The sequence below is a fragment of the Microcoleus sp. B4-C2 genome (assembly GCF_036705265.1).
Lineage (GTDB): Bacteria > Cyanobacteriota > Cyanobacteriia > Cyanobacteriales > Microcoleaceae > Microcoleus.
The window spans coordinates 1-23233 of record NZ_JAUBUB010000040.1 but is presented as its reverse complement, the minus strand read 5'-3'; the positions used below and the strand labels follow the sequence as shown (position 1 = coordinate 23233).

13 protein-coding genes are annotated in these 23233 nt (G+C 44.6%); 6 read left to right on the top strand and 7 right to left on the bottom strand.

What is annotated here, in order from left to right; translation table 11 throughout:
* Positions 1-114 precede the first annotated feature (114 nt).
* The 4 genes from QUB20_RS13770 to pheT all read right to left on the bottom strand — a co-directional run bounded on the left by QUB20_RS13770 (position 115) and on the right by pheT (position 9868).
* A complete protein-coding gene (locus QUB20_RS13770; RefSeq protein WP_333246990.1) occupies positions 115-3597 on the bottom strand; it encodes a helicase-related protein in 3483 nt (1160 codons plus the stop codon).
* Positions 3597-6632 carry a hypothetical protein gene (locus QUB20_RS13765; RefSeq protein ID WP_333246992.1) on the bottom strand — a complete coding sequence of 1012 codons (3036 nt, stop codon included), beginning with the start codon at positions 6630-6632 and terminating at the stop codon, positions 3597-3599. The genes QUB20_RS13770 and QUB20_RS13765 overlap by 1 nt, the downstream gene beginning before the upstream one ends.
* A gap of 13 nt (positions 6633-6645) precedes the next feature.
* Positions 6646-6915 (bottom strand): YciI family protein, encoded by a 270-nt coding sequence (locus QUB20_RS13760; protein WP_333246994.1) that lies wholly within the window; start codon positions 6913-6915, stop codon positions 6646-6648.
* 466 nt (positions 6916-7381) lie between these two features.
* Entirely contained in the window at positions 7382-9868 is a 2487-nt protein-coding gene (pheT, locus tag QUB20_RS13755; protein ID WP_333246996.1) for a phenylalanine--tRNA ligase subunit beta, read from the bottom strand.
* Positions 9869-10401: 533 nt separating this feature from the next.
* On the opposite strand from pheT, the gene QUB20_RS13750 reads away from it, so the two are divergent.
* The 4 genes from QUB20_RS13750 (at position 10402) to QUB20_RS13735 (ending at position 18220) form a co-directional block, all read left to right on the top strand.
* Positions 10402-12033: a serine/threonine-protein kinase gene (locus tag QUB20_RS13750; RefSeq protein ID WP_333246998.1), complete on the top strand. Its 1632-nt coding sequence runs from the start codon at positions 10402-10404 to the stop codon at positions 12031-12033.
* Between the two features lie 350 nt (positions 12034-12383).
* Entirely contained in the window at positions 12384-15557 is a 3174-nt protein-coding gene (locus tag QUB20_RS13745) for an MASE1 domain-containing protein (RefSeq protein WP_333247000.1), read from the top strand.
* 27 nt (positions 15558-15584) lie between these two features.
* Positions 15585-17393, top strand: a complete 1809-nt coding sequence (locus QUB20_RS13740; RefSeq protein WP_333247002.1) for a PAS domain-containing sensor histidine kinase — start codon at positions 15585-15587, stop codon at positions 17391-17393.
* A gap of 314 nt (positions 17394-17707) precedes the next feature.
* Complete coding sequence (locus tag QUB20_RS13735; RefSeq protein ID WP_333247004.1) at positions 17708-18220, top strand: hypothetical protein; 513 nt, start codon at positions 17708-17710, stop codon at positions 18218-18220.
* Between the two features lie 127 nt (positions 18221-18347).
* Here QUB20_RS13735 and QUB20_RS13730 read toward each other — a convergent pair whose 3' ends face one another.
* The gene (locus QUB20_RS13730) at positions 18348-18839 is read right to left on the bottom strand and encodes a WbuC family cupin fold metalloprotein (RefSeq protein ID WP_333162416.1); all 492 of its coding nucleotides are present in this window, start codon (positions 18837-18839) and stop codon (positions 18348-18350) included.
* 76 nt (positions 18840-18915) lie between these two features.
* On the opposite strand from QUB20_RS13730, the gene QUB20_RS13725 reads away from it, so the two are divergent.
* The gene (locus tag QUB20_RS13725; protein WP_333247006.1) at positions 18916-20139 is read left to right on the top strand and encodes a tetratricopeptide repeat protein; all 1224 of its coding nucleotides are present in this window, start codon (positions 18916-18918) and stop codon (positions 20137-20139) included.
* 139 nt (positions 20140-20278) lie between these two features.
* Here QUB20_RS13725 and QUB20_RS13720 read toward each other — a convergent pair whose 3' ends face one another.
* Positions 20279-21151 carry an S-methyl-5'-thioadenosine phosphorylase gene (locus QUB20_RS13720; protein ID WP_333247008.1) on the bottom strand — a complete coding sequence of 291 codons (873 nt, stop codon included), beginning with the start codon at positions 21149-21151 and terminating at the stop codon, positions 20279-20281.
* 553 nt (positions 21152-21704) lie between these two features.
* Here QUB20_RS13720 and QUB20_RS13715 point away from each other — a divergent pair.
* Positions 21705-21914 (top strand): hypothetical protein, encoded by a 210-nt coding sequence (locus QUB20_RS13715; protein ID WP_333247010.1) that lies wholly within the window; start codon positions 21705-21707, stop codon positions 21912-21914.
* Positions 21915-22058: 144 nt separating this feature from the next.
* Here the strand turns inward: QUB20_RS13715 and QUB20_RS13710 are convergent, their stop codons facing one another.
* On the bottom strand, positions 22059-22898 hold the full coding sequence (locus QUB20_RS13710) for a Tab2/Atab2 family RNA-binding protein (RefSeq protein ID WP_333247013.1): 840 nt from the start codon (positions 22896-22898) through the stop codon (positions 22059-22061).
* Between the last annotated feature and the right edge of the window lie 335 nt (positions 22899-23233).

The window sequence follows — 23233 nt, the reverse complement described above, 5'->3', positions numbered from 1 at the left end:
TTTATCTGTAAAAATCTTTTCTCGACTTTGCTCTAAACTGTAGCTTCTAAACACGATAAATGGGAAATCTCGATACTTGTGTCCGATCGGCATTACACTGTCTATAGGGTAGATCTATCGCACATAAGCCGACAAAATATCCCGAAACCGCCTATCTTCCGGTTCTTCCAGTTGGCTGTCAGCAAAATACTCCTGCATCTCCTCCCCGCTGACAAAAGCAAACAGCGGTATGGCATAATAGCGATCGAACTGCTGACTCTGCTCTTCAAAATACTGAGTTTTCTCCACATCGCCGTTGAGAAATTGCAAAAGCTCGATCGCACCTCCTCTTATCGCCGATATTACATTCTCCGGGGAGGAATCGCTATCCCTAATTAGACGCATTTTGTCCAGCAACTTCTTCTCAAGACATTGCTTAATTTCTCGATGAAGCGACATCTGGTACGTTTCTACCAAATTTTGCTTAGCTAGAGGTACGAGCAACAAACTACCGCAAACATGACCGAGTTCTAAATTATCATAGCTCAACAAACCATCAAGAGGATTGCACTTTTCCAAAAACTTACGATTAAAATCGTCCCGCATTTCCAGATAAAAATCGCCCTTTTGACGAGAATTATCAGAATTTTTCAAAACATAATCCCCGCGACTCAAAAGCTGTTCCAGACTCGTATAAACCTCCTTAAACAACATATTGCCTCGCTGGCTCTCGCTCTTTAATGTCTTAATTAGAGAAGCCATTTTGCTGCTAAAAGTATCCCCAACTGCGGAAACCGACTTACCGCCAATCGGAATCATCAAAAACTTATCCCTACCCAAATATCCATATCCCACAATCCGCGTCATCACCGCAGTCTTCAGAATTAGCAATAAATTCAACAAACTCAATTTGCTTTCTTGCAGGGAAAGTTCCGCATCATCAGCGTAATAAACTGCGGTATCAGATAGGTAAAAAACCAATTGTTTGTCTTCACCATCAAGGGTTTTACCGTTGTCATATTCTCCGCGTCCCCGATAAATCACCTGTATGACTTCCATCAGATTTTTCTCAATCTGAAAGCGGGGAATATCAACTAAAATATGCTTAGTTTTCGGGAAAGAAAGTCCACGACTTCCCGATGCAGTCATAAAGATTACTTTAGCTGTATTTTTGTATTCCTGTATTTTTTCTTTCTCCTCTTCCGAGATATTCGCGTGAATTTCCAGATAACCGGTAAAAGGCTCAAACTTTTCGCGACTAGCTTTAATTTTTTCAATTAATTCTGCCAATCTTTGCTTGTTTTGAATATATACTATAATTTGTTCCACACCGGGGATTGCTAATCGCTGATTGATATCCTCAATTATTTCAGATTGTACCCGCTTGACTAAATTACTATTCTGTTTTAGAGGCGCATCTTCACTGTATTTAACACTTTCTACAAATACCTTGTAAGTTATCTCTAAACTGCGCGCCGGGTAGGAATTCGCATTAATCACCTTTGCAGCTAGATTGTTAAATTTAAAAGGAATAACTTGTAAAGGTTGAATTTCTTCCGAATCTTTCGCTAACTTTTTAAAATAGATTTTGTCCGGTTCCGGTGACGTGTTATCAAGGTGTTGTTTAATCACATCGCAGTCAACAATCGAAGCATCTGCTACAATAATTTTAGTATTAAAGCCGTGTTCCAGCTTGTGCAACTCATGTTTTTTGACAATCTTAGCAATTCCGGCTAAAAACTCAACGCCACCATCATCTCCCGTAATTTCATCTATCATAATGAAAATATGTTTGATACGGCTAGATATTTCTTGCATCTTAGCGGGAATGACCCGTTTGTCCCGTTTATTGTAAGTATCTTGAAATATTTTATCTAAATGCTCTAGGGTATTTTGTCGGTTTTCTTTCATCTTCACCGATTGAATAGAAACGGTAGCTACGATATTATTAGATACCTGGCAATTTATCAGCGCGTATATACCTTCGCAAATGCTCTTAAGCACTCCATTTCCTTTGGGATTAATGGGTTTAATTACTGTTTCTCCCTTTTTTTCAAGTTCTGATTGATGATATTCCGTCCTCTTAATTTCTGAATCATCCTTGAGGAAGCGAACAGCTTTTTTTGTCAAATCTTCGCGATATTTATTCGATGCGTACTTGACGGTACAGTGTCCTGAATTACTTTTGATGATATCGGCGTTAGTGTTGATACAAAATAATCGATCGTTGCACAGCAAACTCGTATTTTTATCTTGGAATTTCTCGATGATATCTAAGTTTACTTGCTTGCGGGGACTGACGTACAGGAATAAGAAACCGTCCTCGATATGGCTTTTGAGGAAATTGGCGATCGCAGTTGTTTTACCTATTCCCGGATTACCAGTCAAAAAGATATAAGTTTCATCAGACTGAAGCGCTTTCACAATCAATTGGGCGTGAGCATTCCTCAAATGCAAACCGCGCTCAATTTGCAATTCATCTGCCAGTTTATCTGATATAATATCAATGGAATTAACAAAATTGTCTATCCGTTCGGTATGACATACAGGTTCAGTGACATTTTTGTCAATTGCTAACAGAGAATCGACAAACTTTCGCCCTTCTTTGAAACTGCGAGCCGCGTTGAGTTGAATAACATCCAAGACTTCGCTGCGAGAGTCGCTAATTTCTTTGTTTGTAGGTTCATTTTTATAACTCTGGGCACAAGTTGCTAATAACTTGATTTTATCCTTGCGTAGGGAAATAGCGCTAATATTGCGATCGCCATAACCAACCACATTAAACAAAACCTCAGCATCACTTGAAATTAAACCTGTTTGTTGCAAAAATCCATAGAAGCTGTGAGCGTAGCTACCCGCCTGAATCAGCTTAGCGCTTTCCTTATCCTTATACTTAAAAGCTGTAAAAAAGCGTTTTAAATCCTCCGAGAAATCCACACCTAAAGTGCTGGTATCCATCCGCAGATTAGAAAACACACTTTTCGATCGCACATAGCTAATTTCTCTCAGCAAATATTTCCGAATCACCTCTATTTCATTGATATCCTCCGGTTTTGGAGCTAGCGTCGGAGAAAACACAGACAAATCAACGCAGAGAATTCTAAACTCATTTCCAGACTGTAACAGCATCAGCGTATCAGCCTGCAAAAACTCACCCTTTTTCGAGTAGCGGCGGATGTACAAGTTAATCTCATCATCTGATAAACTAGGTTTGGCAGTTTTTAACTGAGACAATAGCTCTTTAAACGCTTCTTTATCACCCTTGTTATAGGTTCTGATACTGTTAGCATCACTAAAACTGCACTGACAATACACAATTTTCAACCGCTGCAAATTCCAGCCAGTAGATTTGACGTACTCCCGAAAAAAATTCAACCCACCCAAAAAACCTTTTTGGACAAAAAACAAACTCCATTTTTCAACTATTTCAGCATCTAAACTAGCCAGCAGATTGGCTTCCCTAACGATTTCCGCCGTCATCTTTGGCAATTTGAGCCTCTGCAAATCGAGACGGTAGGAATCACCAAAATTGTGACTTAAATTTTCCCGCTGAATATATGCCAGAATCCCGATATTGAATCCTACTTCAAACAGCCGCCCAAAATCTTCACCGATCATTATTTTGTACCTCTCTCACCGACATTTAATACTTCTCTTACCTTATTCAAAAACGCCAGCGAGTTAAACTCAGCATTCCCGCGCGGATGACTAAACACAGATAAAGCACCAACCGAATCATCTCCGATAATCTGCTCGTAGGGGTCAAGTTTAAAACTCATATCTTTTTTGCGAGCTTCATAGCGGTAAAAGTGAAAAATTGTCAAATAATGTAGCAACGTATCTTTAATTGCACCGTCGTAAATTAACCCTTGGTGAAGGTCTTGATCGTCCAGAATACCGTCGTATATATGCAACAAAGTCGAGTAAGAAATCACACCGTTATAAAAGTTTTTCTCCTCCTTTACCTTAAGTCCGTTAAACAAGTTAAAAAACATTACAGCTTGTTGACTGGTATCTGCAAATAAGCTCGAAAGCTCCATAGCATCCTGAATGTAAAAAGGTTTTCCCTTATCACCTAGGAAACTGCGGACATAGTATTTATCAAAAAACATCGGATAAATTTTGATATCTCGTCGCTCTCCCTTCAAAGTTCGGAGCAATTTTTTTGACATAAAAGACAATTCCTCGTCTTCCTCAGTCTTGGTAATATGCAGCGTACTCATGTAAGGTGCTTGCGAAATATATGCGAAATTCCGATATCCTTGCTGATAAAGCTGACTCATTGCATCTTCAAGGATTAACGGCTCAGTATAAAGGCGGCTGACACTGTAATTCTCGGAAAAAGTTTTCAGCACTTTGACTTCAATTGCATCGTCTTCTAGGCGATTAATCCCAATAGCTTCTCCAATTAAACTAGCTGTTCTTTGGAAGCGGTTTTTATTACTTTTTTTAGCATCACTGTCGCGACTGGAAACAACAATGATTGCTAAATTATCCAACTCTGGAGATAACTGCACATTGCTAAATTTAAACTTTTTCGGCAGAATTGAATACATTGAACTCAAACCGTTATGCACTTTGTAACTATTTGGATCTTCTCTAATACGAAATCCCTGAGAAGTTGAGCGTTGTTTTTCACTCAAAATGTGAGATAATGTTTTGGAAAGGTTAGCCATAAATTTTTCTGAGGGCGAAGAGTTTTTGTCGTCACCTTCATGCAGCCTCACCATCGGAATAAATAAGTTTTTTGCAGTATTTTCGAGTAAAACTCTCAGGCAGATATAAGACAGCAGCAACATCGTAAATTTATAGACAAAAGCCGCCGCCGGTTGTAAACCTTTATCACCGCTGTCTAGTCGTTTGTCGTCATAAGGAAACAACACTAATTTTGTTCTTAAAAAATGCTGGTTGTATATTTTTCTAGAACGCTCGGCTTTAGGTGCTGAAAGCATCGGCAAAATATCGACACCTTTGATATTGTATTCCATGCTGAAATTTTGGCGTTCATCAGTAGGAAAATAGCGGACATCTTCGATAGTAATATTTATCGGTAGCTGACAGATTGCAGTTTCATCAACACTAGGCTGTTCGACGACAATATAATGGAGTGTCTGCTTGTAATTTCGATCCAGAACTCCATTAAAAAATTTATCATACTTCAAAATATTGTCAATGTCTTCTAACAGACCTATTTTGAGGTTTACGTGTCGCGTTTCTGTACGGCTTGGCAAAATTGTTTGGCGTTCGAGAAAGCCTTTCAGCAGTTTTTTAAGATGGTTGATTTTATGTTTAACATTAACCTGCTTAAAGCGTGTGACAAAATTTCGGAAAAGTCTTTTTTTGATTTCCTCATTATCACGATTTAATACATCTCTCATTAGTTGCTCAAAAGCCGGAATAGGATTAAATTCAAGTTCCAATTCTGGGTTGTAATTTTCCGATCCTGGGGTGTGGGGAGATGCAAACACACAGTGATACAAAAATGCTATTTTTAACACTTTGCGGACGAAGGTTTCGGTATTAGCATCTTCGGTAAGTTCTGCTTTGTGTTCTTCACTATCTGGATTTAGCAGATTCAGATGATATTCAAATACGTCCTTTCCACCGCGCGCTTGAACTGGGTTGTCTAATTTTAGTTTGAGACCAAAGATAAATTTACGTTCGTTCCGATGATTGTCCGTGCTTTCTCCCAAGTAACCTTCTACAATGGGAATAATTGGCAGCGGATCTAAAAATTCCGATCGCGCAAAAATTTCTCTGTAATTAACTTTAACACCAGCATAATTGGCAGCATAATCGCCATCGGATTTATTACTGTCGTTGATGTAATCTTCTATCAATCTGAGACGACGAATCAAATCTTTTAAATAGATGATTCCTACAGTATCTGTGCTGCTAGCGCTGATGTGTTCCAGCAGATACTCCAAATAAGTAATCTTGGCTTCTTTGTTAATTTTTCCTAGGGTTTCTTTGTCTACCAGTCGGATCAATTTATGAAAATCCGAGTATTCATTATTAACCATCTCATCAAGACGATGGTTAAGTTCTTGCCTCTCGTCGCTATTCTCGGCATTTTCCCTAATATAGTTTTCTAAACCCTCCTTTAGCTGTTGTTGAAAAATATCGGTATTTCGCACAGCAATCGTCAATTTATGCAGTTTTAAAATCCCAGGACTTCCAGAGATCGGGCGTTCCAAAGTTAGCTTTTCTTTTTCTAAAGAAGTGTGGCGAGTCCCAAAATCGTATTTGAGACCTAACTTTTTGCCGTCTCCCTGAAAAGTGGATGAATCTAAAGGAGTGATTAAGCTAGCGACAAACTTTTCAATTGAAGTATTTTGTGGGAGCAATTTAGATGCTAAGTGCTGCCGCAAACACTCTTTAATCTGCCTGACTCGATCGCCAAAAAGCTCCTCAACTTCTGGCGGAAAATTAACCGTAGCAGCATCGGCTTGACGTTCATAGGAACCCAAGGGTGTCCGCACTTGCATTTTTGCAACATCAGCAGCGATCACATCAATATCGACGATCAGACGGCGGCGGTCATCTGATATATTAAACGGGTTTTTCCCCTGCAAAACCTCTAAAATCTTGTCCAGCAAATCGCCATAGTCCACTGGAACTAAATCGCTGTCATCCAATCTTAAGATGTTCACCCTGTTAACCCCTTCAAAAAGCTTGAATCCACTCTTTCACGTCGTACTCAGTCCAAACCCCATTTAGCCAATAAGGATCGGCCTCAACCAATTGTCGCACGGCCGCCTCATCTTCGGCTTCGTAAATTGCAAAAACTTTAGTTAAATCTTTTGTTGGCCCGATCGTACTTAACACGCCCGATTCCTTCTGCTTAGCCAATCCAGCCAAATGAGCGTCTCGAAACGGAGCGCGTTTTTCGAGAACGTCTTCGCAGTAACTTCCCCACATCACATATTTGGTCATATTTTTTAGCCTTAGATGAATTTGTTTAAAAGTTATTGTACAATAAGAGTAAGAGGATTTAACGAAAATTTTAAGCATTAAGATTAATAAACCGCAGAGGGCGCAGAGGGCGCAGAGGAAGAGGGGAAAGAGAGAGGTTTGTTGGAGAGGAGGAGAAATTTATTACTTAAATGGTTGGGGAGATGTTGCGGCCATTGGTGTTAATTTAACGCTTTTTCCCTGAGTCCGGCAGGGGTTGAAACCCCCGTTTCAAAGCTGAAGTCCTCTCAAGAGGACTGAAGAGTTCATTAGTTAGCAATTATGCACTTTAGACGGCCTCGTAGCAAAAATTTGAGATTCTTCGCTTTGCTCAAAATGGCAAATTTACCTTGTAATCCGTAAGTCTTGTTAGTCCTCTTGAGAGGACTTTAGCTTTGAGCCAGGGAATTCATTCCCTGGCGGTTTCCATTGGTGAGTAGCGGCCTCTTTAGCTTCTCAAACTAACGCCGAATTTCTCAACTAAAACATCGCGCACTTTTTGTTGGGCCGGTTCGACATCGGTTTCGCTTAATGTTCGATCGCCCGCGCGGTAAATTAACCGAAAAGCCAAACTCCGCTGTCCCGCCGGCACGTTGTCGCCCCGATATTCATCGAACAGTTCCACGGAATCCAGCAAACTACCCGCCGCCTTTTTCATCGCACTCTGCATCTCAACAACCGGAACTTCAACGGGTGCGAAAAATGCAATGTCTCTGTCAGAAGCGGGGAAACTCGAATAACCCGCGAATTTGCGAGTTAAGTTGCTCGATCGCCCTAATTCACCCAACAGCACCGCTAAATCTAATTGAAACACGTAAACCTGCTCAGGCAAATCCTTTTCCTGCTGCAATTGCGGGTGCAACTGTCCAAAAACCCCTAAATGTTTCCCGTTTAACGATAACGCAGCCGTGCGGCCCGGATGCAGTCTTGTGGGGCGGGCATCTTGCCCGCCACTAATAGGATAAACATCCTGTTTACCATCATCTTGTCGATATTCCACCGCCAAACCCAACTCTTGAAAAGCGCTTTCCAAAACCCCCTTGGCCTCAAACCAAGTCAAAGGTCGATCGCGCCCTCCCTGCTGCCATTTCCACACAGTCGGATCGCCGCCGATAATCCCCGCAACTGCATCGGCTTCCTTCATTGCATCCCCATCTTTCCAGAAAATGCGGCCGACTTCAAAACCGTTGAGTGCGCCATTTCCCTGTTCCAAATTGTACTGGAAAGCATCAATCAAACCCGACAGCATTTCTGTCCGCAAAGCCGAATACTCCACAAACAGCGGATTCGCCAGCACCACCTGATTATCTCCCTCAGTTTTCACCAAAGAATAGTGCATCAACTCCGTCAAACCGGCCGCCCGAAAAGCCGATCGCACATTCCGAATTGCCGCATATTCTGGTGACAGATAACCGGGTTCCGTTTTGCTGGGCAAAGTATCGCAGAAATTGTCATAACCGTGGAGTCTGGCAACTTCTTCTATTAAATCGATTTCCCTTTCTAAATCTCGGTAGCGGTAAGGAGGAACAGTTATCCCAAACACCCGTTCTTTTTCCGTCGCAACAACTTCGCATCCCAAAGCTGTCAGAATGTTTTTCACCTCTTCCGGTTCCAGATATTTAGAACCGCCCGTTTGTCCTCTTTTCAACTGCCCTAAAACCAGATTTACTCGGTCTAAACGCAATTCGAGCGATCGCGAAAAACTGAAATCCTCGCCGGAACTCGCCGTTTTCTGCACCGTCGCAGTGCCTCCAGCCAACTCCAAAATTAGAGCTACAGCGCGGTTGCAAGCAGTCGTCAAAGCCGCCTGATTCACCCCCCGCTCGTAGCGGATCGATGCCTCGCTCCGCAGGCCTTGAGCGCGCGCAGAACGGCGAATCGTTGCCTGGTCAAAAATCGCTGCTTCCAAAACTAAATTTTGCGTTCCTTCGTGAACTTCCGTATCTTCGCCACCCATTACCCCAGCTAAAGCAACAGGTTTGTCGCTAGCAGTAATTAACAGATTTTGTGCTTGCAAATTGCGGTTTTGTCCGTCCAAAGTTTTGAAGGATTCGCCTGTTTTAGCAAAGCGGACGCCGATGCTGATATCTTGAGTGCCGGTGAAAGCTTGCAGGCGATCGCGATCGAAAGCGTGCAGCGGTTGTCCCCATTCCAGCAAAATGTAATTAGTTACGTCAACCACATTATTAATCGGCCGCACTCCCGCCGCCTGCAACCGCTGCTGCAACCAAGCTGGAGAAGCACCAATTTTCACACCTTCAATTGCCGTGCCGATGTAAATCGGGCATCCTTGCGGTTCCGATATTTCTACTGCCAAACCAGGACTTTCTTTGCCCTCAATCGCCACACCATTCGCTTCGGGAATTCTCAAACTTGCCCCAGTCAGCGCCGCCACTTCCCGCGCCACGCCCACCATGCTCAAAGCGTCAGCACGGTTGGCAGTTGCTGTCAAGTCTAAAATCACATCGTCTAAACCCAAAAGTGGGCGAATATCGCTGCCCAATTCGGGATTTTCTAACTCAAAAATGTGAATGCCGGCTGACTCTTTAGATAGTCCCAATTCCGCCAGAGAGCAAATCATTCCTTCGGAAGGAACGCCCCGCAATTTAGCAGGTTTAATCTTTAAATCAATAGTCGATAAAAAAGTTCCGACAACAGCGACAGGCACGTAAATGTCTGCCCTAGCGTTGGGTGCGCCGCAAACAATATTCAAAGCTTCGGAAGAGCCGACATCCACTTGACAAACTCTCAATTTGTCTGCATTCGGATGCTGTTTGCAGGCGATGATTTTGCCCAAAACTACACCGCTTGCCCACGGGCGGCGGTCTTCAATTTCTTCAACTTCAAAGCCTGCCATTGTCAGAGTTTCGGCTAATTCTTCCGGCGATATTGCCACATCCACCAATTCCTGCAGCCACTTTAGAGAAATACGCATAATTTAGTCAGTAGTTAGTTGTCAGTGCTCTGTAGTTATTAGTCATTAGTCGGCGCCGACGGGCTACGACTTTTGAGTCCCAGAATTTATTCGGGAAAGCTTTTCATAGCATATTAACTTAATTTTGTCAAGACTGTTATGGTACACATCAGCAAAAACGAGGGATCTGCCCAAAGGTAGATGTCTACTGGGGGATGAGTAGCATTCTCATTCAGAGAATGAGGTATGCTAGATACATCTAACAACGCAAAAAGCACTTAAGTTTAGAAAGACTTTACACAAAAAAGCACAACTTTAGCAAGTCTTTAAACTATCTTCAAGGATAATCAACCGAAAAAACTCAAACCAGCGAGATAATCAAAATAGGGAAAAGATATCGGCATAAAAGACTTAGGTGCAATTCCAATTCGCAATCGAAGGCACGGCTTGCCGAAAACTGATAGATTAGTATGTCTACCAGAAGCAGGAACAGGCTATTTGTGCAGTCGAGCGACGCTGACAAGATCAGAACAACATAGGCAAACTCAATCAATATGAGCTACTGCGTAAATCCGGGCTGTCCCCATCCTCAAAACCCTGCTGACTCTATTCTTCAGTGTCAGACTTGCGGTGCGCGGTTATTGCTGCGCGCTCGCTACCGAGTCATTGAACCGTTAGGACAAGGAGGTTTTGGAGCTACATTTCTGGCAAAAGACATCTCATTGCCCGGTCAACCGAGTTGTGTAGTCAAGCAACTGCGACCCAGTAGTTCGTCGCCGCGAGTTTTAGAAATGGCGCGGGAATTATTTAAGCGAGAGGCAAAAACCCTCGGCCAACTGGGCGACCACCCGCAAGTACCGAGGCTGCTAGACTATTTTGAAACGGAACAGCAATTTTACTTAGTTCAAGAGTATGTTAGAGGCTCGACTTTGAAACAAGAAGTCAAGCACTCAGGCCGTTTCAACGAATCTGATGTTAAAAATTTTCTATTAGAAATTCTGCCAGTAGTGCAATATATCCACAGCCAAGGAGTAATTCACAGAGACATCAAACCCGCAAATATTATTCGCCGAGTTCAAGACGGGCACTTAGTTCTGATTGATTTCGGAGCGGTAAAAGACCAAGTTAGCCAAACAATATTATTAGACCCCGCCGACCAAAGCGCCAACACGAAATTTTCAGTCGGCACATTTAGTTTTGCTCCGCCGGAACAAATGGCGCTGCGGCCGATATTTGCCAGCGACATCTACGCGGTGGGGATGACTTGCTTGTACTTGTTGACAGGAAAGTCGCCCAAGGATTTAGATTTTGATGGAGTAACCGGCGAAATTGTTTGGCAGCCCCACGTTCAGGTAAGCGCATATTTTGCGCGGATTCTCGAAAAAATGCTAAAGCCGATGGTTGGCCACCGCTTCCAATCGGCAGCAGATGTCCTCAGAGCTCTCTCTGGCGAATTTGAAGACCCAAGTCTTGTCGATGGCTTGGCAACTCAATTCAACGGCTCTTCTCGTACTGTTGAAGAACCGACAATATTTAATGACGAGGGTTCTTCGTGGTCACCGCCGAGGAGTAAAATTAATCAAGATTTACGATCGAACCACACCCGCGCTGGTAGAACTTCCTTGGGCCAATCTGGGAACACGGGGATGCAGCCCAGAGTTTCCCGGACTCTGGCTGAGTCCGGCAGAACTTTCGGAACGGTTGGACATTCTAGCGACAATTTAGCAGCGTCAAAGGTATCGAAAGTTGCTCCTAAGTGGGACACCAACAGCTTGCGAGCGGCATATTTTAAAGGCAAGCGCGATTTTGCTGACTGCGAACTGTCTGGCCTGCAACTGCAAAAATTGCAGTTAGCGGGAAGTAATTTTTATCAGGCTAGGTTGGTGAAGGCAAATTTGCAAGCAGCGGATTTGTCGGGGGCGAATTTGGGTCACGCCCGGTTAATTCAGGCGAATTTGCGAGATGCTAATTTGACTGAGGCTTATTGCAGCACTGCCAATTTTGAAGGGGCGGATTTCCGAGGTGCTGACTTGACGGGGGCTTATTTGACTAAGGCGAATTTGCGGGGAGCCAATTTGTGCGGGGCGAATCTTACTAACGCTACAGTTTCTGACGAACAACTGGCAATGGCAAAGACCAATTGGCTTACGATTAAGCCGGATGGTAAGCGGACTTTTGGATTTTAAGCAGTCATGAGTCATACCAATTTAATGTGAAGTTGCACATATCTCGATCCCCCTAAATCCCCCTTAAGAAGGGGAGTAGGGGTTGACTTTGAGCGGAATCTTGTCCCCCCCTTATTAAGGGGGGTTAGGGGGGATCGGATTCTATGCAGCCTCATAAAAAATTGGTATCAGTAGGCAGTAGTCAACAGTCAACAGTCAACAGTCAACAGTCAACAGTCAACAGTCAACAGTCAACAGCCAACAGTCAACAGTCAACTCCCCCAGTCAGGTGAGTCGTCAGGAGGAAGCCCGATCGCCCCAAAGCCGCCTAAATTAAAAACTAGGAATGGAGGATTCGATCGCACCTAAACATGAAACTGCTCAACCGCCGCACTCGAACGCTTCTGTACACCGGCATCCTGGCGCTGGCCTACTTTGTTACCGGAAAACTCGCAGCGTCGATGCTGGGACTGGTGAAAGCCGAAGCCTCCCCCGTGTGGCCGCCCGCCGGTATTGCTCTAGCGGCACTGCTACTGCAAGGGCGACGGATGTGGCCGGGAATTGTCCTCGGTTCAGTGCTGTTAAACTCTACCGGCGGTGTACCGTCGGCTGTCATTGCCACATCGGCCTTTAGCGTCACCCTGCAAGCGCTGGCTGGAGAGGCTTTGCTGACTTGGAGCGGATTTTCTACTAAACTCGATCGACTGCGAGATGTTCTGGCTTTAGTAGCGGGGGCTGTCATCGGGTCTACTTTACTAGGCTCTATCCTCGGCAACTTGGGTACGTGCATTTTTGGTTGGGCTCAGTGGAGCAATTTCTCTCGCAACTGGTGGACTACGTGGCTGGGAGACGGTATGGGAATTTTGATTGTGACGCCTGTGCTCCTGACTTTGAACCACGCGGTTAACAGTTTTAAATTTCCACTCAAACTGAGATGTTTCATTATTCTCAATTACTTGTTTAGGAACAGGCAAGATGCCTGTTCCACAAGAGATGAATTTTCTTGTGGAACAGGCATCTTGCCTGTCCTTGATAATGGTGTAAAATGTGAGATAAAACCTGGGATTATTTCAAGTTTAAAAACATTTTTTAACTGGGACAGTTACCCATCACAAGTTACAAATTATCCCAGGAGATTTTCGGCAAAGTCAAACCGCTATAATCTTCTATTTTTAATTGTTAATTATTCCGAAATCGCGCTCTGGCTGACTCTCTTGCTGAGCGTGAGCTGGCTGTTTTTTTGCTCAAAAACACAAGCGGCGATCGCTCTGTATCCGCTGGAGTATCTGCCTTTTCCTCTGATAGTTTGGGCCGCTCTGCGGTTTCAACCGGCAGGAGCGATTTTTGCTTATTCGATCGTCTCTTACATCGCGATTTGGGGAGCAGTACAGGGAGGCGGCCCGTTTTTGGCCAAAAGCGATAATCTCAAACAGGCGGTTTTATTTTTACAAGCTTTTACCGGTACGATCGCCCTTGTGGCTCTGATGTTGGCCGCCGCCGTAGCAGAACGCCAGCAAGCGCTCTTTGAGGTGCGCCGCACGGCGGCCCGGCTGCGCGATCGCGAAGCTAGTTTAGCCAACGCTCAGCGCATCGCTCAGTTGGGAAATTGGGATTTAAATTGCGCCGCCCTCACAGCAACTTACAACTGCCAAGAATCCGCAGAACATCATATATCCCATATCGAATTGCGGTGGTCAAACGAACTTTACCGCCTCTTGGGTTTTGCTCCTGGAACTGTCAAACCGACACCATCCGTTTTTTTGCAAGCTGTACATCCAGAAGACAGAGAATTGGTGGCGCGATCGCAGCGCCAAGCTATGTTGGAACGCCAAGCCTATTGCATTAACTACCGAATTGTGCTGCCAGATGGCTCCGAACGCACTGTCTGCGAACAGTCGGCCATTGAGTCAGGGGCGATCGCCGCCACAGTCCAAGACGTTACCGAACGCCACCGCGCGGAAACCGCTTTGCGGGCGTCCTCCGATCGCGATCGCTTGCTCTCAGAAATCGCCCTGCGAATTCGCAACTCCCTCGACCTCGAAGAAATTCTCAATACTACTGTTGCCGAAGTCCGGCAATTTTTCAAGGCAGACCGCGCTTTCATCGGTATTGTGGACACGGACGGGGTAAATCTTCCTAGCCCGGTGTACGGTAAGGTTGTGGCTGAGTCTGTGGGAGGCCAATGCCGTTCTCTTTTGGGGTGGGTACTCGCTGACGAGAATCAGCTCGAAAACCAGAAAACTTTTTATGCTAACAACCGCGTCCGAGCTATCTCCGATACTGCTAGCGTTCAACAGAGCGTTCCAATTGCCCAATTGTACAGCGATTATCAAATTAGAGCGACGTTAAATGTGCCGATCTTCCTGGGGGATGAATTGTTCGGGATCTTGGCCGTCAACCAGTGTTCCGGGCCCCGCCAGTGGCAGGAATTTGAAATTGATTTGTTGGAAAAACTCGCTACCCAAGTGGCGATCGCCCTACAGCAAGCCCAACTTTTGCAGCAGGTAAAAGCTCTCAATGCCAACTTGGAATCTCAAGTGGAGGAACGCACCCGCCAACTACAGCAAAAAATGCACGAGTTGCAAGAAAGCAACCGCCTGAAAGACCTATTTTTGCACGCAGTTTCTCACAATCTCCGCACTCCTGTTATGGGAATGTTAATACTGCTGAAAAATTTGCTCAACAAATCGCCCTCTGACTCTCTACAAGATGTTCCGGTTTCTCGATCGATTTTGCAGCGCATCGTTCAGGCCAGCGAACACCAGTTGACTATGGTTAATACCCTGCTCGACGCTCACGCTAGCGAGGTGAAAGGGATTGTTCTCCATACTGTACCGCTGCATTTGCCGTCTTTAGCTTCAGCCATTGTTGCCGATTTAGAACCGATGCTGGCCAAAAATCAAGCAACTTTGACGTTTGAAATTCCGGCGGATTTGCCACAAGTCAATGCCGATCGCCAACACTTGCAGCGGGTGCTAGAAAATCTGTTGACTAATGCTATTAAACACAATCCTCCGGGAGTCAATATAACTTTTAAAGCCGAGGTAATTGAAGTTGAAACAGCGCTAAGTTATGAAGAAAATTCCCAGGCTTTAACATCTCCAACTACTCAGATTGCCCGCTGTATCGCTAACCGGATACCTGCTGCGGGCGATCGTCCTAGGATGGGCGAAACCACCCAGAAAAATCAGGAAACCCTGGCCAAATTCAACCTCGACGGCAGTTGCAAAATGCCCCGCTATCAGGGCCAAATTGGCAATATCGGCAGCAAATTGCCGGGTGTCACCGTAAAAATGGTTCGCTGTACTGTAACAGATAATGGAGTGGGAATCAGCGCCAAACAGCGGGAATCTCTGTTTGAACTTTACGTTCAAGACCCTAATAGCCGACAATTAACAGGGCTGGGTTTGGGATTGTACCTCTCCAAGCAAATTATCAAAGCTCACGGCGGCTCGATCGGCGTCGAAAGCACTCCCGGCGGTGGTTCGACTTTCTGGTTTTCGCTACCTGTTGTCAACTCGGACGATCGATCTTTGTCAATCTAAAATCTCAAATCTAAAATCTAAAATGATATGAAGTCTTTGGGCAAGGCAAAATCAGTTCAGGCATTAACAGTTTACGAGGTGTGGCGCGATCGCTTCCTCCGAGATCGGCTGCGCCCTGCTGTCGGAATTGCCATCTTTTTTGCTTTCAGCATAACGGTCTATTTTCTGGGCGAAAGATTTTTTGCGGGCCAGGAGTTTAAAAGTGTTTATTTGTACACGAGCGCTGCTGTAGAATTGGGTTTGTTGACCTGTTTTGTATTGCAAAAAACCTCCTTTGGACAGCGCTATCCCGGTTTGCTATTTTTGGGTTTTTCGTGGTCGCTGACGGTGGTTGTACAGATTGGGCTAGCTGTCGCACAAGTCGGGGACTTACCAATTTTTACCTGGAGTTTAGCGTTTCTGATCCAAGCTACGCTGATGCCCGTCCGCTGGCGCCTCCACCTGATTTCTCAACTCGGCGTTTTGTTTTGCCACGTCGGGATAAATTTGGTTTTAAATCTAAGTTTTGCTAAGTATACTGCTTTTAAGTTGACCGGGTTTTACTTATATTTGTTTTGGTTTTGTTTGATTTGCGATTTGTCGGTTTATTGGTACGAATGTCTGCAACGGAAAGAGTTTAGTACGAGGCGTGAGTTGGAATCTGCTTACCAGCAGTTGGAGGCGGCGGAGGCGAAGTACCGCAGCATTTTTGAGAATGCGGGCGAGGGGATTTTTCAAAGCACTCCCGATGGTCGTTATATTACTGCCAATCCAGCTTTGGCGCGGATTTACGGCTGCGATTCCCCGGAAGAAGTGACGGCAAAGTTTACTGATATCGATCGGCAGTTGTACGTCGATCCGGCTCGCAGAAATGAGTTTTTGCGATCGATCGAGAAAAGCGGCACAGTATCGGATTTTGAATCTAAAATTTACCGCTGTGACGGCAGTATTGTCTGGATTTCTGAGAAGGCGCGGGCGGTACGGGACAGCAGCGGCTCCGTGCTTTATTATGAGGGTTTAATTGAGGATATCACGCAGCGCAAACAGGCACAAGAATCGCTGCGGCTGTTTATCCACGCTCTTTCTCACGACTTGCGAAACCCGGTAGCGGGAATGTTAATGGTGCTGAAAAATTGGCAGACGAAAACGGGGGATGCGATCGCAATTCCCCGTTCTATTTTGGAGCGGATGATTCAAGGTAGTGAGCAGCAATTGCGCTTGATAAATTCGCTGTTGGAAGTTCACGCCGGGGAATTGCGCGGTTTGGTTTTGCACTGCGAATCGGTTGATTTGAGGGCGCTAGTTGAAGCTGCGGCGACCGATTTGGAGCCTTTAATGAAGGAGGGTAAAGCTACTTTTAAAAATTTGGTTCCCGATGATTTGCCAGCAGTGAATGCGGACAAAACTCAGTTGTGGCGTGTGTTCTCTAATTTAATAGCTAATGCTTTAAAACACAATTTTCCGGGACTTAATTTAACTGTTTCTGCTCAAGTAATCAATGCGGAAAAATTAACTATAAATCAAAGCACAGCAAAACAAAACATCGACAAATTACCGATTACTAATCCACAATCCCCCATTACCAATTCCCAATCCCCAATCCCCAATCCCGGAAGTAGGATGATTTACTGTACCGTGGAAGATGACGGGGCGGGAATATTGCCGGAACAGTGCGAACATCTTTTTGACCTTTACGTTAGGGGTTATGAATCCCGACACTCCGTCGGTTTGGGTTTGGGTCTATATCTTTGTCGGCAAATTATTGGTGCTCACGGCGGCCAAATTGGGGTAATTAGCACTCCCGGTGCTGGGGCAAGTTTTTGGTTTACTTTGCCGCTGGCTGAGAATTTTAGGTAATTTTTTGGTATTTTAAATTACATTTAATCTAGCAATTGTGCCAAATATTTAGAACGTTATTAATTGCTGAAACCATTGCCAAATATGCTTCTTCGTTCTGCAGTGGCTATACTTGTGTTGTGCCGTCGCAGGTTCTTTTTGAGTGGTTCAAGCCAAATCTATCGCTCGGAATATTTCGATCGGACTATTGATATTAATTTAAAACCGTGGTATAGTTACCGAAATGTTTTTAAATAAAAAATAAATTTCCGATCTTCACATTTTCTTTAGAAACATCATTTAATCTAGAAAATCTCTAAAACTAGATAAAAAATATGCAATTTATGTTTATCGAGCAAAGCTCTGAAAATACAGCTAAGTACGACTCAGCTAAGTACGACTCAGCTAAGTACGACTCAGCTAAATATAACGAGCGGTCGTTCTCAACTTTAATTCGGACTCTCCGTCTTTCCCAAGGTTACTTTTCTTTCGTTTTAGTCAACTGCAACTCGCTGGCTTTGCGGCAGCAAATAGTCGATCGACTGCAAGTAAATTGTCCCGTGAAACCGCGACAACTGTTTTTGCCCAAATCGGCGACAACTCTCTACAGGACAATCGCAGCAGAAATAGACGGCGAACAGCCTCCAGCTTTAATGCTATTGGGTTTGGAATCAGTGGAGGCGATCGATCGATTGCTCGTTTCTACCAACCTATTATGCAGCGAATTCAGCAAAACATTTTCGTTTCCTCTCGTCTTTTGGGTGACGGATGAGCTCCTGAGAAAAATCATTCGCACCGCCCCAGATTTATACAATCGGATGACGACAATTAGATTCATCAGTAATTAGTAATTAGCCCATCGATTTTAGATTTTAGATTTTAGATTTTAGGTTTTTAACCGTCAACAGTCAATAGATTTTAGATTTTAGATTTTAGATTTTTAACAGTCAACTGTCAACTGTCAACTGTCAACTGTCAACTGTTAAATTCCGCTTCCCAAATCAGGACTAATTCCCGCGCCGCCGCAGTTCCCTCAGCAGGAAAACTTGCCAAAAAGTCTTTATCAGCCCCCACGTCGTAAGGCCCTTCCTTAAACTCCAAAATCACAGTATCCTGTGTCAAAGCTACTAACGTGTGAATAGTGCCCTCTGGCAGTTCGACAGCGCGAGTCGGGCCCGCCGCGCTGACTCGCAACGATCGCAGGATTTGACCGTTTTCGTTCAAAATAACAATACCGACTTCTCCTTGAATCACCACAAAAAACTCAAAACCGTTAACAGCAGGCGGGCGCAGGTGTTGGTGAGGGCGGACATAAGTGCCCGGTTGCAGCACGTTGACAAACCGCTGCACCTTTTCAGACAAATCATGGAAATTATAATTTTGTCGCTGGCGGGGACTGCGGCGGGAGGAAGCGGCAACTTCGTCTAGCAATTCTTGCGTCAGCAATTTGATCGGAGGGGACTGCACAACAGATATCCTGTATTTAATAGTTTTTGAACAAATGGGCTAGTCTGGGATCATCGTTATCAGCATCTCTTGACACATGGAAATCGCAACTCAGGTGCGTATCACTAAGGCAATGCGTTTGTCAAGTATCTTTAGAAAAAGTATTAGCCCGATCGCCCTTTTGACTATTCTAGTCTGCGCCAATACCGTTTTTGCATCTGAACCGACGGCGGCACTGTTGGTTCAGCAGCAATTCTCACAGCAGCAACTTAAAGAAGAAATTCGCGATCGAGTTCAAGAAGAAGTTGACATTGCTTTCGGGCGCACGGCGGTACTGCTTAACGGGCTGGTAATTGCCCTAACTTTGTTTCCGGCAGCAGCCGGAGTCGGGGTTTGGTTTCTGTTGAGCAAATTGTCCAAGCAGACAACAATTGCCCGCCAAGAAATTGAAAGTCTCCATTACGATACAATCTCTCAATTAAAACTATTAATTTCCGACGCTGAAACTATCTTAGGCGAAATTCAACACCAAAATCACTCGGCAGAGGCAGAAACAGACCTTTTATTCCCCGATGCCCAAATTCAAGAATTTGCTCCGGTTAACTATGGCAATTACCAACAGCTATTGACGGCCGCCGACTATGCTAAACAGGGAGATGCTTGTTTCTTTGAAAACCGTTATCAAGATGCGATCGCAGCTTACGATCGGGCCCTGCAAATTCAGCCGGATTTAGCCGATACTTGGAATAACCGAGGAGTAGTGCTCACAAGAATGCAGCGGTATCCAGAGGCGATCGCCTCTTACGAACAAGCTACTACAATTCGCCCCAATTATCCCGATGCTTGGAACAATCGAGGCGTGGTATTGTTGGAGTTGCAGAAGTACCAGGAGGCGATCGGCTGTTACGAACAGGCAATTCAAGCCAAACCCGATTATGCCGATGCTTGGAACAACCGAGGCGTTGCTTTTTCCAAAATGCAGGAGTACGAACAAGCAGTAACTTCTTACAATCAAGCCCTACAAATTAAAAATGATTATACTGACGCTTGGAACAATCGAGGCGTTGCACTATCCAAATTGCAACAATACGAAGCTGCGATCGCTTCCTACGACAATGCTGCTAAAATCCGACCTGATTTTTACAGAATTTGGTACAACAAAGCCCGATGTTATGCGCTACAAGGTAAAATTGAATTAGCAATTGAAAATTTAAAGCGCGCCCTCAATCTCAATCCCAATGTGTGTAAAGAGTTGGCCAAAAGCGAAGCTGATTTGGAGAAGATTCGGGAACATGAGGCATTCAAGCAGTTGATTAATTAATCCTTCAGAAATAATCGTAATCTCTACGATAACAAATAGTCGTAAGATTAAATGAACCGCGAAGACGCTAAGGACGCGAAGGAAGAGAAAGAAGGGATGCAGTTTTTCCTTCGCGCTGTTTGCGTCTTCGCGGTTCGTTTTACAAATATTTCTGCAACAACAAACCCATTTTCTCCTTAGTGGCTGCCGGCACTTGATCCAGCCGAGTCAGAATTGCATATTTCAAAGCAGAATGTGCATCAGATACTGGGGGATTTTCTGTTAGTCTACGGACTGTTTCTTGAATGACTTTTTGAGCATTCTCTGCATTGCGGTGCAAATTTGCTATTACCATTTCTACAGTTACGCTGTCGTGATCTTCGTGCCAGCAGTCATAATCGGTGACTAATGCTAAAGTTGCGTAGGCAATTTCTGCTTCTCTGGCTAATTTTGCTTCGGGCAAATTTGTCATTCCGATGACTGTCGCCCCCCAACTGCGGTAAAGGTGGGATTCTGCTTTTGTGGAAAATGCGGGGCCTTCCATGCAGACGTAAGTGCCGCCCCGGTGCAGGGTAACGTCGGAGAGGTTCAAGGATTCGATCGCACTTGCCAATACTTTAGCCAATTCGCCGCAAACCGGATCGCCGAAAGTGATGTGACCGACTATTCCTTCTCCAAAAAAGGTAGAAACTCGATTTTTTGTGCGATCGATAAACTGATCCGGCACTACCATATCTAAAGGTTTCGCCTCTGTTTTCAGGGAACCAACCGCCGACGCTGAGATTAAATACTCAACTCCCAAACTCTTCATTGCATAAATATTTGCGCGATACGGCACTTCTGAGGGCAAAAAAGTGTGGTTGCGGCCGTGTCTAGCCAAAAATGCTACCGGCGTACCGTCCAATGTTCCCACAATTGCGGCATCCGATGGCGCTCCAAAAGGTGTATCAATTTTCACCTCTTCAATATCCTTGAGGGCCTCCATTTTATACAAACCGCTGCCGCCGATAATTCCGATTTTTGCTTGTGCCATTTTTACCCTCTGCTTGAGTTTTACAAGAGTAATTCTATTGGGCCATCGTTAAGTTGACGTAAAGATAATTAAAGATTTCGTGACAACAGTCACCCTGCATACACTATTTTGTCACTAAAATTATGTGATCGTAATCACAAAGTAGCTTCACAAAATCTTTAAAAATAAAGGTACATAGTTCTGTTATCAACTTTTAGCGTGTTAAGACCGTCAGGAACCTCAGCTATCAAGGCATGAGGCTTGAAAGAGAAATCTAACAAGCCGTCCTGACCAGCCTAAGTCTTAACTGACTACGTTTTTTGAGTCATGACACCGGGCGGATGCGAAGCTAGTCCTCTGCTCTGTCGCTAGTAGTTAAACAACTTTAAGGTAACAGAAGTAGTGCTGCTAGCCCGCGCAAGCTCAGAAAACCTTGGCGAAGCTAACTTTACCCCAGAAATGGGAGTTTGAGGCAACCATACCTCATCGGAGGGGCAACCATACCCCTCCACCCCGCGAGGGATTTAAATTAATGTAAAGCCGTGCTCAAAGCACGGGGTTTCTACCCATTTTTATGATGACAGTCAGCTCTGCTAACCTCCCCAAAATCTCGATCGAGGCGATCGTCCAGCGCATCTTTGCTTTCCGTCAAATTACCCCCCTTGACAGACGGCTGCTGAAATCAGCAATGCTAGCCCAGAAAGGTCTAAACGAAAAAGACCAGTGTCACATCAACCGAGTGTGTCAGGGCATCCAAAACGGCTTGATTTTAGTTGTAGAATAAATTTGCAGCACGATCTCTTGCTAGCTCAAGAACCTGTTTGAAAATTTGTGTCTGAGTCTGTATCTGCTAAAACTGCGTTCGAGCGCTGTTTTACTATTTTTCAGCGCGCGATTTATCAACATCACAAATAATATTATTTACATCTTATCGATCAAAATTTAACAGCCAAAAGCCTGTATAAGTCATGCCACTATCATCGGGCTGGACTAACAAAAAATGTAATCCTTTACTTAATTGCTTACGCTGTTGGTAAACTTGGGCCGCGGCTTTCACCTCGCTATCTTCAAAAGTAGCCACAACCCACCTATCTACTAACCCAGCTTCCAATATCAATCCGTCTGGTTCTCCAGCAATATAATTCAAAGCAAAAGGTTTGGCATCCTGAAGCCATCTAGCCAACCGCATAGACTGGCGTCCACCGTCAATAACAACTCCCGGTACGGGTACTGTTGAGGCCAAGCCCAAATTCAGCGGTAACAGTAATTCTGGCATTTCCAAAATTGGCAGGGGACGCCCTTGGAAAGCATCTTCAATGTCGCCGGCGGGTAGGGAAGCAAAACGCCAGCCATCGCCCCAGAGGTTTTCGGGTAAGGGTACGGGCGGTGGCGAGTCGAGGGCGATCGCACTGTAAGTTTCACCTGTATAATTAGGCAGACTCGAATATTCTTTTGCGCGTTGTTGCAGCAGCAATTTCAGAGCCGCAGTGCGCCGAGTCGCTTCCACCTTGACACCCAAAACTTTGCCCGCAGCCTCAATTAAGCCCAGAGACTGAGGCCTAAATACTTGAATCAAATCTGGCAAATTCTGAGTTTGAGCTTGCTGCTGCAACTGCGAGGCTAGCCAATTAGAATTTGCGTCCCCCTGGCTGCAAACAGCGCTAAATTGAAAACTGCCTTCCGATTCGCAAATTAAGAGTTCCCACAGTGGTTTACCAGTTTCGTCTTGGAGAGGGCGGCGGTAAAAATCGGCTTGCCAAATACGCATAAATAATTAAAATTCAAAATCTACAACTCGATCATTTTAATATAGCTTGGGGACACTGCGATACAATACCGCTTCACTGAGAAAAAACTTCGAGCGATATATTCTCAGTTCATAGTTGAGTTTTATTTCTACTAACACCAGTTAAAAATAATGCAACTGTAGGTCCGCGATCCCAACCGTGACAGTCATCAGTCATCCCCTATTTTCTCATCTAAAATCTAAAATCTAAAATGGTATAAAGGCTCGCTTAGCCATTTTCCATTAGGATCGCGAATTAAATAACTTATAATTTTAATTGTTATTGTGGGATGGGCGTCCCGCCCGTCCAAAAAGGA

What these genes read in the sequence shown, in the direction of transcription:
- QUB20_RS13735 (WP_333247004.1), top strand. Translation starts at nt 17,708, where the DNA reads ATGCAATTTATGTTTATCGAGCAAAGCTCTGAAAATACAGCTAAGTAC.
- QUB20_RS13770 (WP_333246990.1), bottom strand. Translation starts at nt 3,597, where the DNA reads ATGATCGGTGAAGATTTTGGGCGGCTGTTTGAAGTAGGATTCAATATC.
- QUB20_RS13750 (WP_333246998.1), top strand. Translation starts at nt 10,402, where the DNA reads ATGAGCTACTGCGTAAATCCGGGCTGTCCCCATCCTCAAAACCCTGCT.
- QUB20_RS13715 (WP_333247010.1), top strand. Translation starts at nt 21,705, where the DNA reads ATGATGACAGTCAGCTCTGCTAACCTCCCCAAAATCTCGATCGAGGCG.
- QUB20_RS13740 (WP_333247002.1), top strand. Translation starts at nt 15,585, where the DNA reads ATGAAGTCTTTGGGCAAGGCAAAATCAGTTCAGGCATTAACAGTTTAC.
- QUB20_RS13710 (WP_333247013.1), bottom strand. Translation starts at nt 22,898, where the DNA reads ATGCGTATTTGGCAAGCCGATTTTTACCGCCGCCCTCTCCAAGACGAA.
- QUB20_RS13720 (WP_333247008.1), bottom strand. Translation starts at nt 21,151, where the DNA reads ATGGCACAAGCAAAAATCGGAATTATCGGCGGCAGCGGTTTGTATAAA.
- QUB20_RS13725 (WP_333247006.1), top strand. Translation starts at nt 18,916, where the DNA reads ATGGAAATCGCAACTCAGGTGCGTATCACTAAGGCAATGCGTTTGTCA.
- QUB20_RS13760 (WP_333246994.1), bottom strand. Translation starts at nt 6,915, where the DNA reads ATGACCAAATATGTGATGTGGGGAAGTTACTGCGAAGACGTTCTCGAA.
- pheT (WP_333246996.1), bottom strand. Translation starts at nt 9,868, where the DNA reads ATGCGTATTTCTCTAAAGTGGCTGCAGGAATTGGTGGATGTGGCAATA.
- QUB20_RS13745 (WP_333247000.1), top strand. Translation starts at nt 12,384, where the DNA reads ATGAAACTGCTCAACCGCCGCACTCGAACGCTTCTGTACACCGGCATC.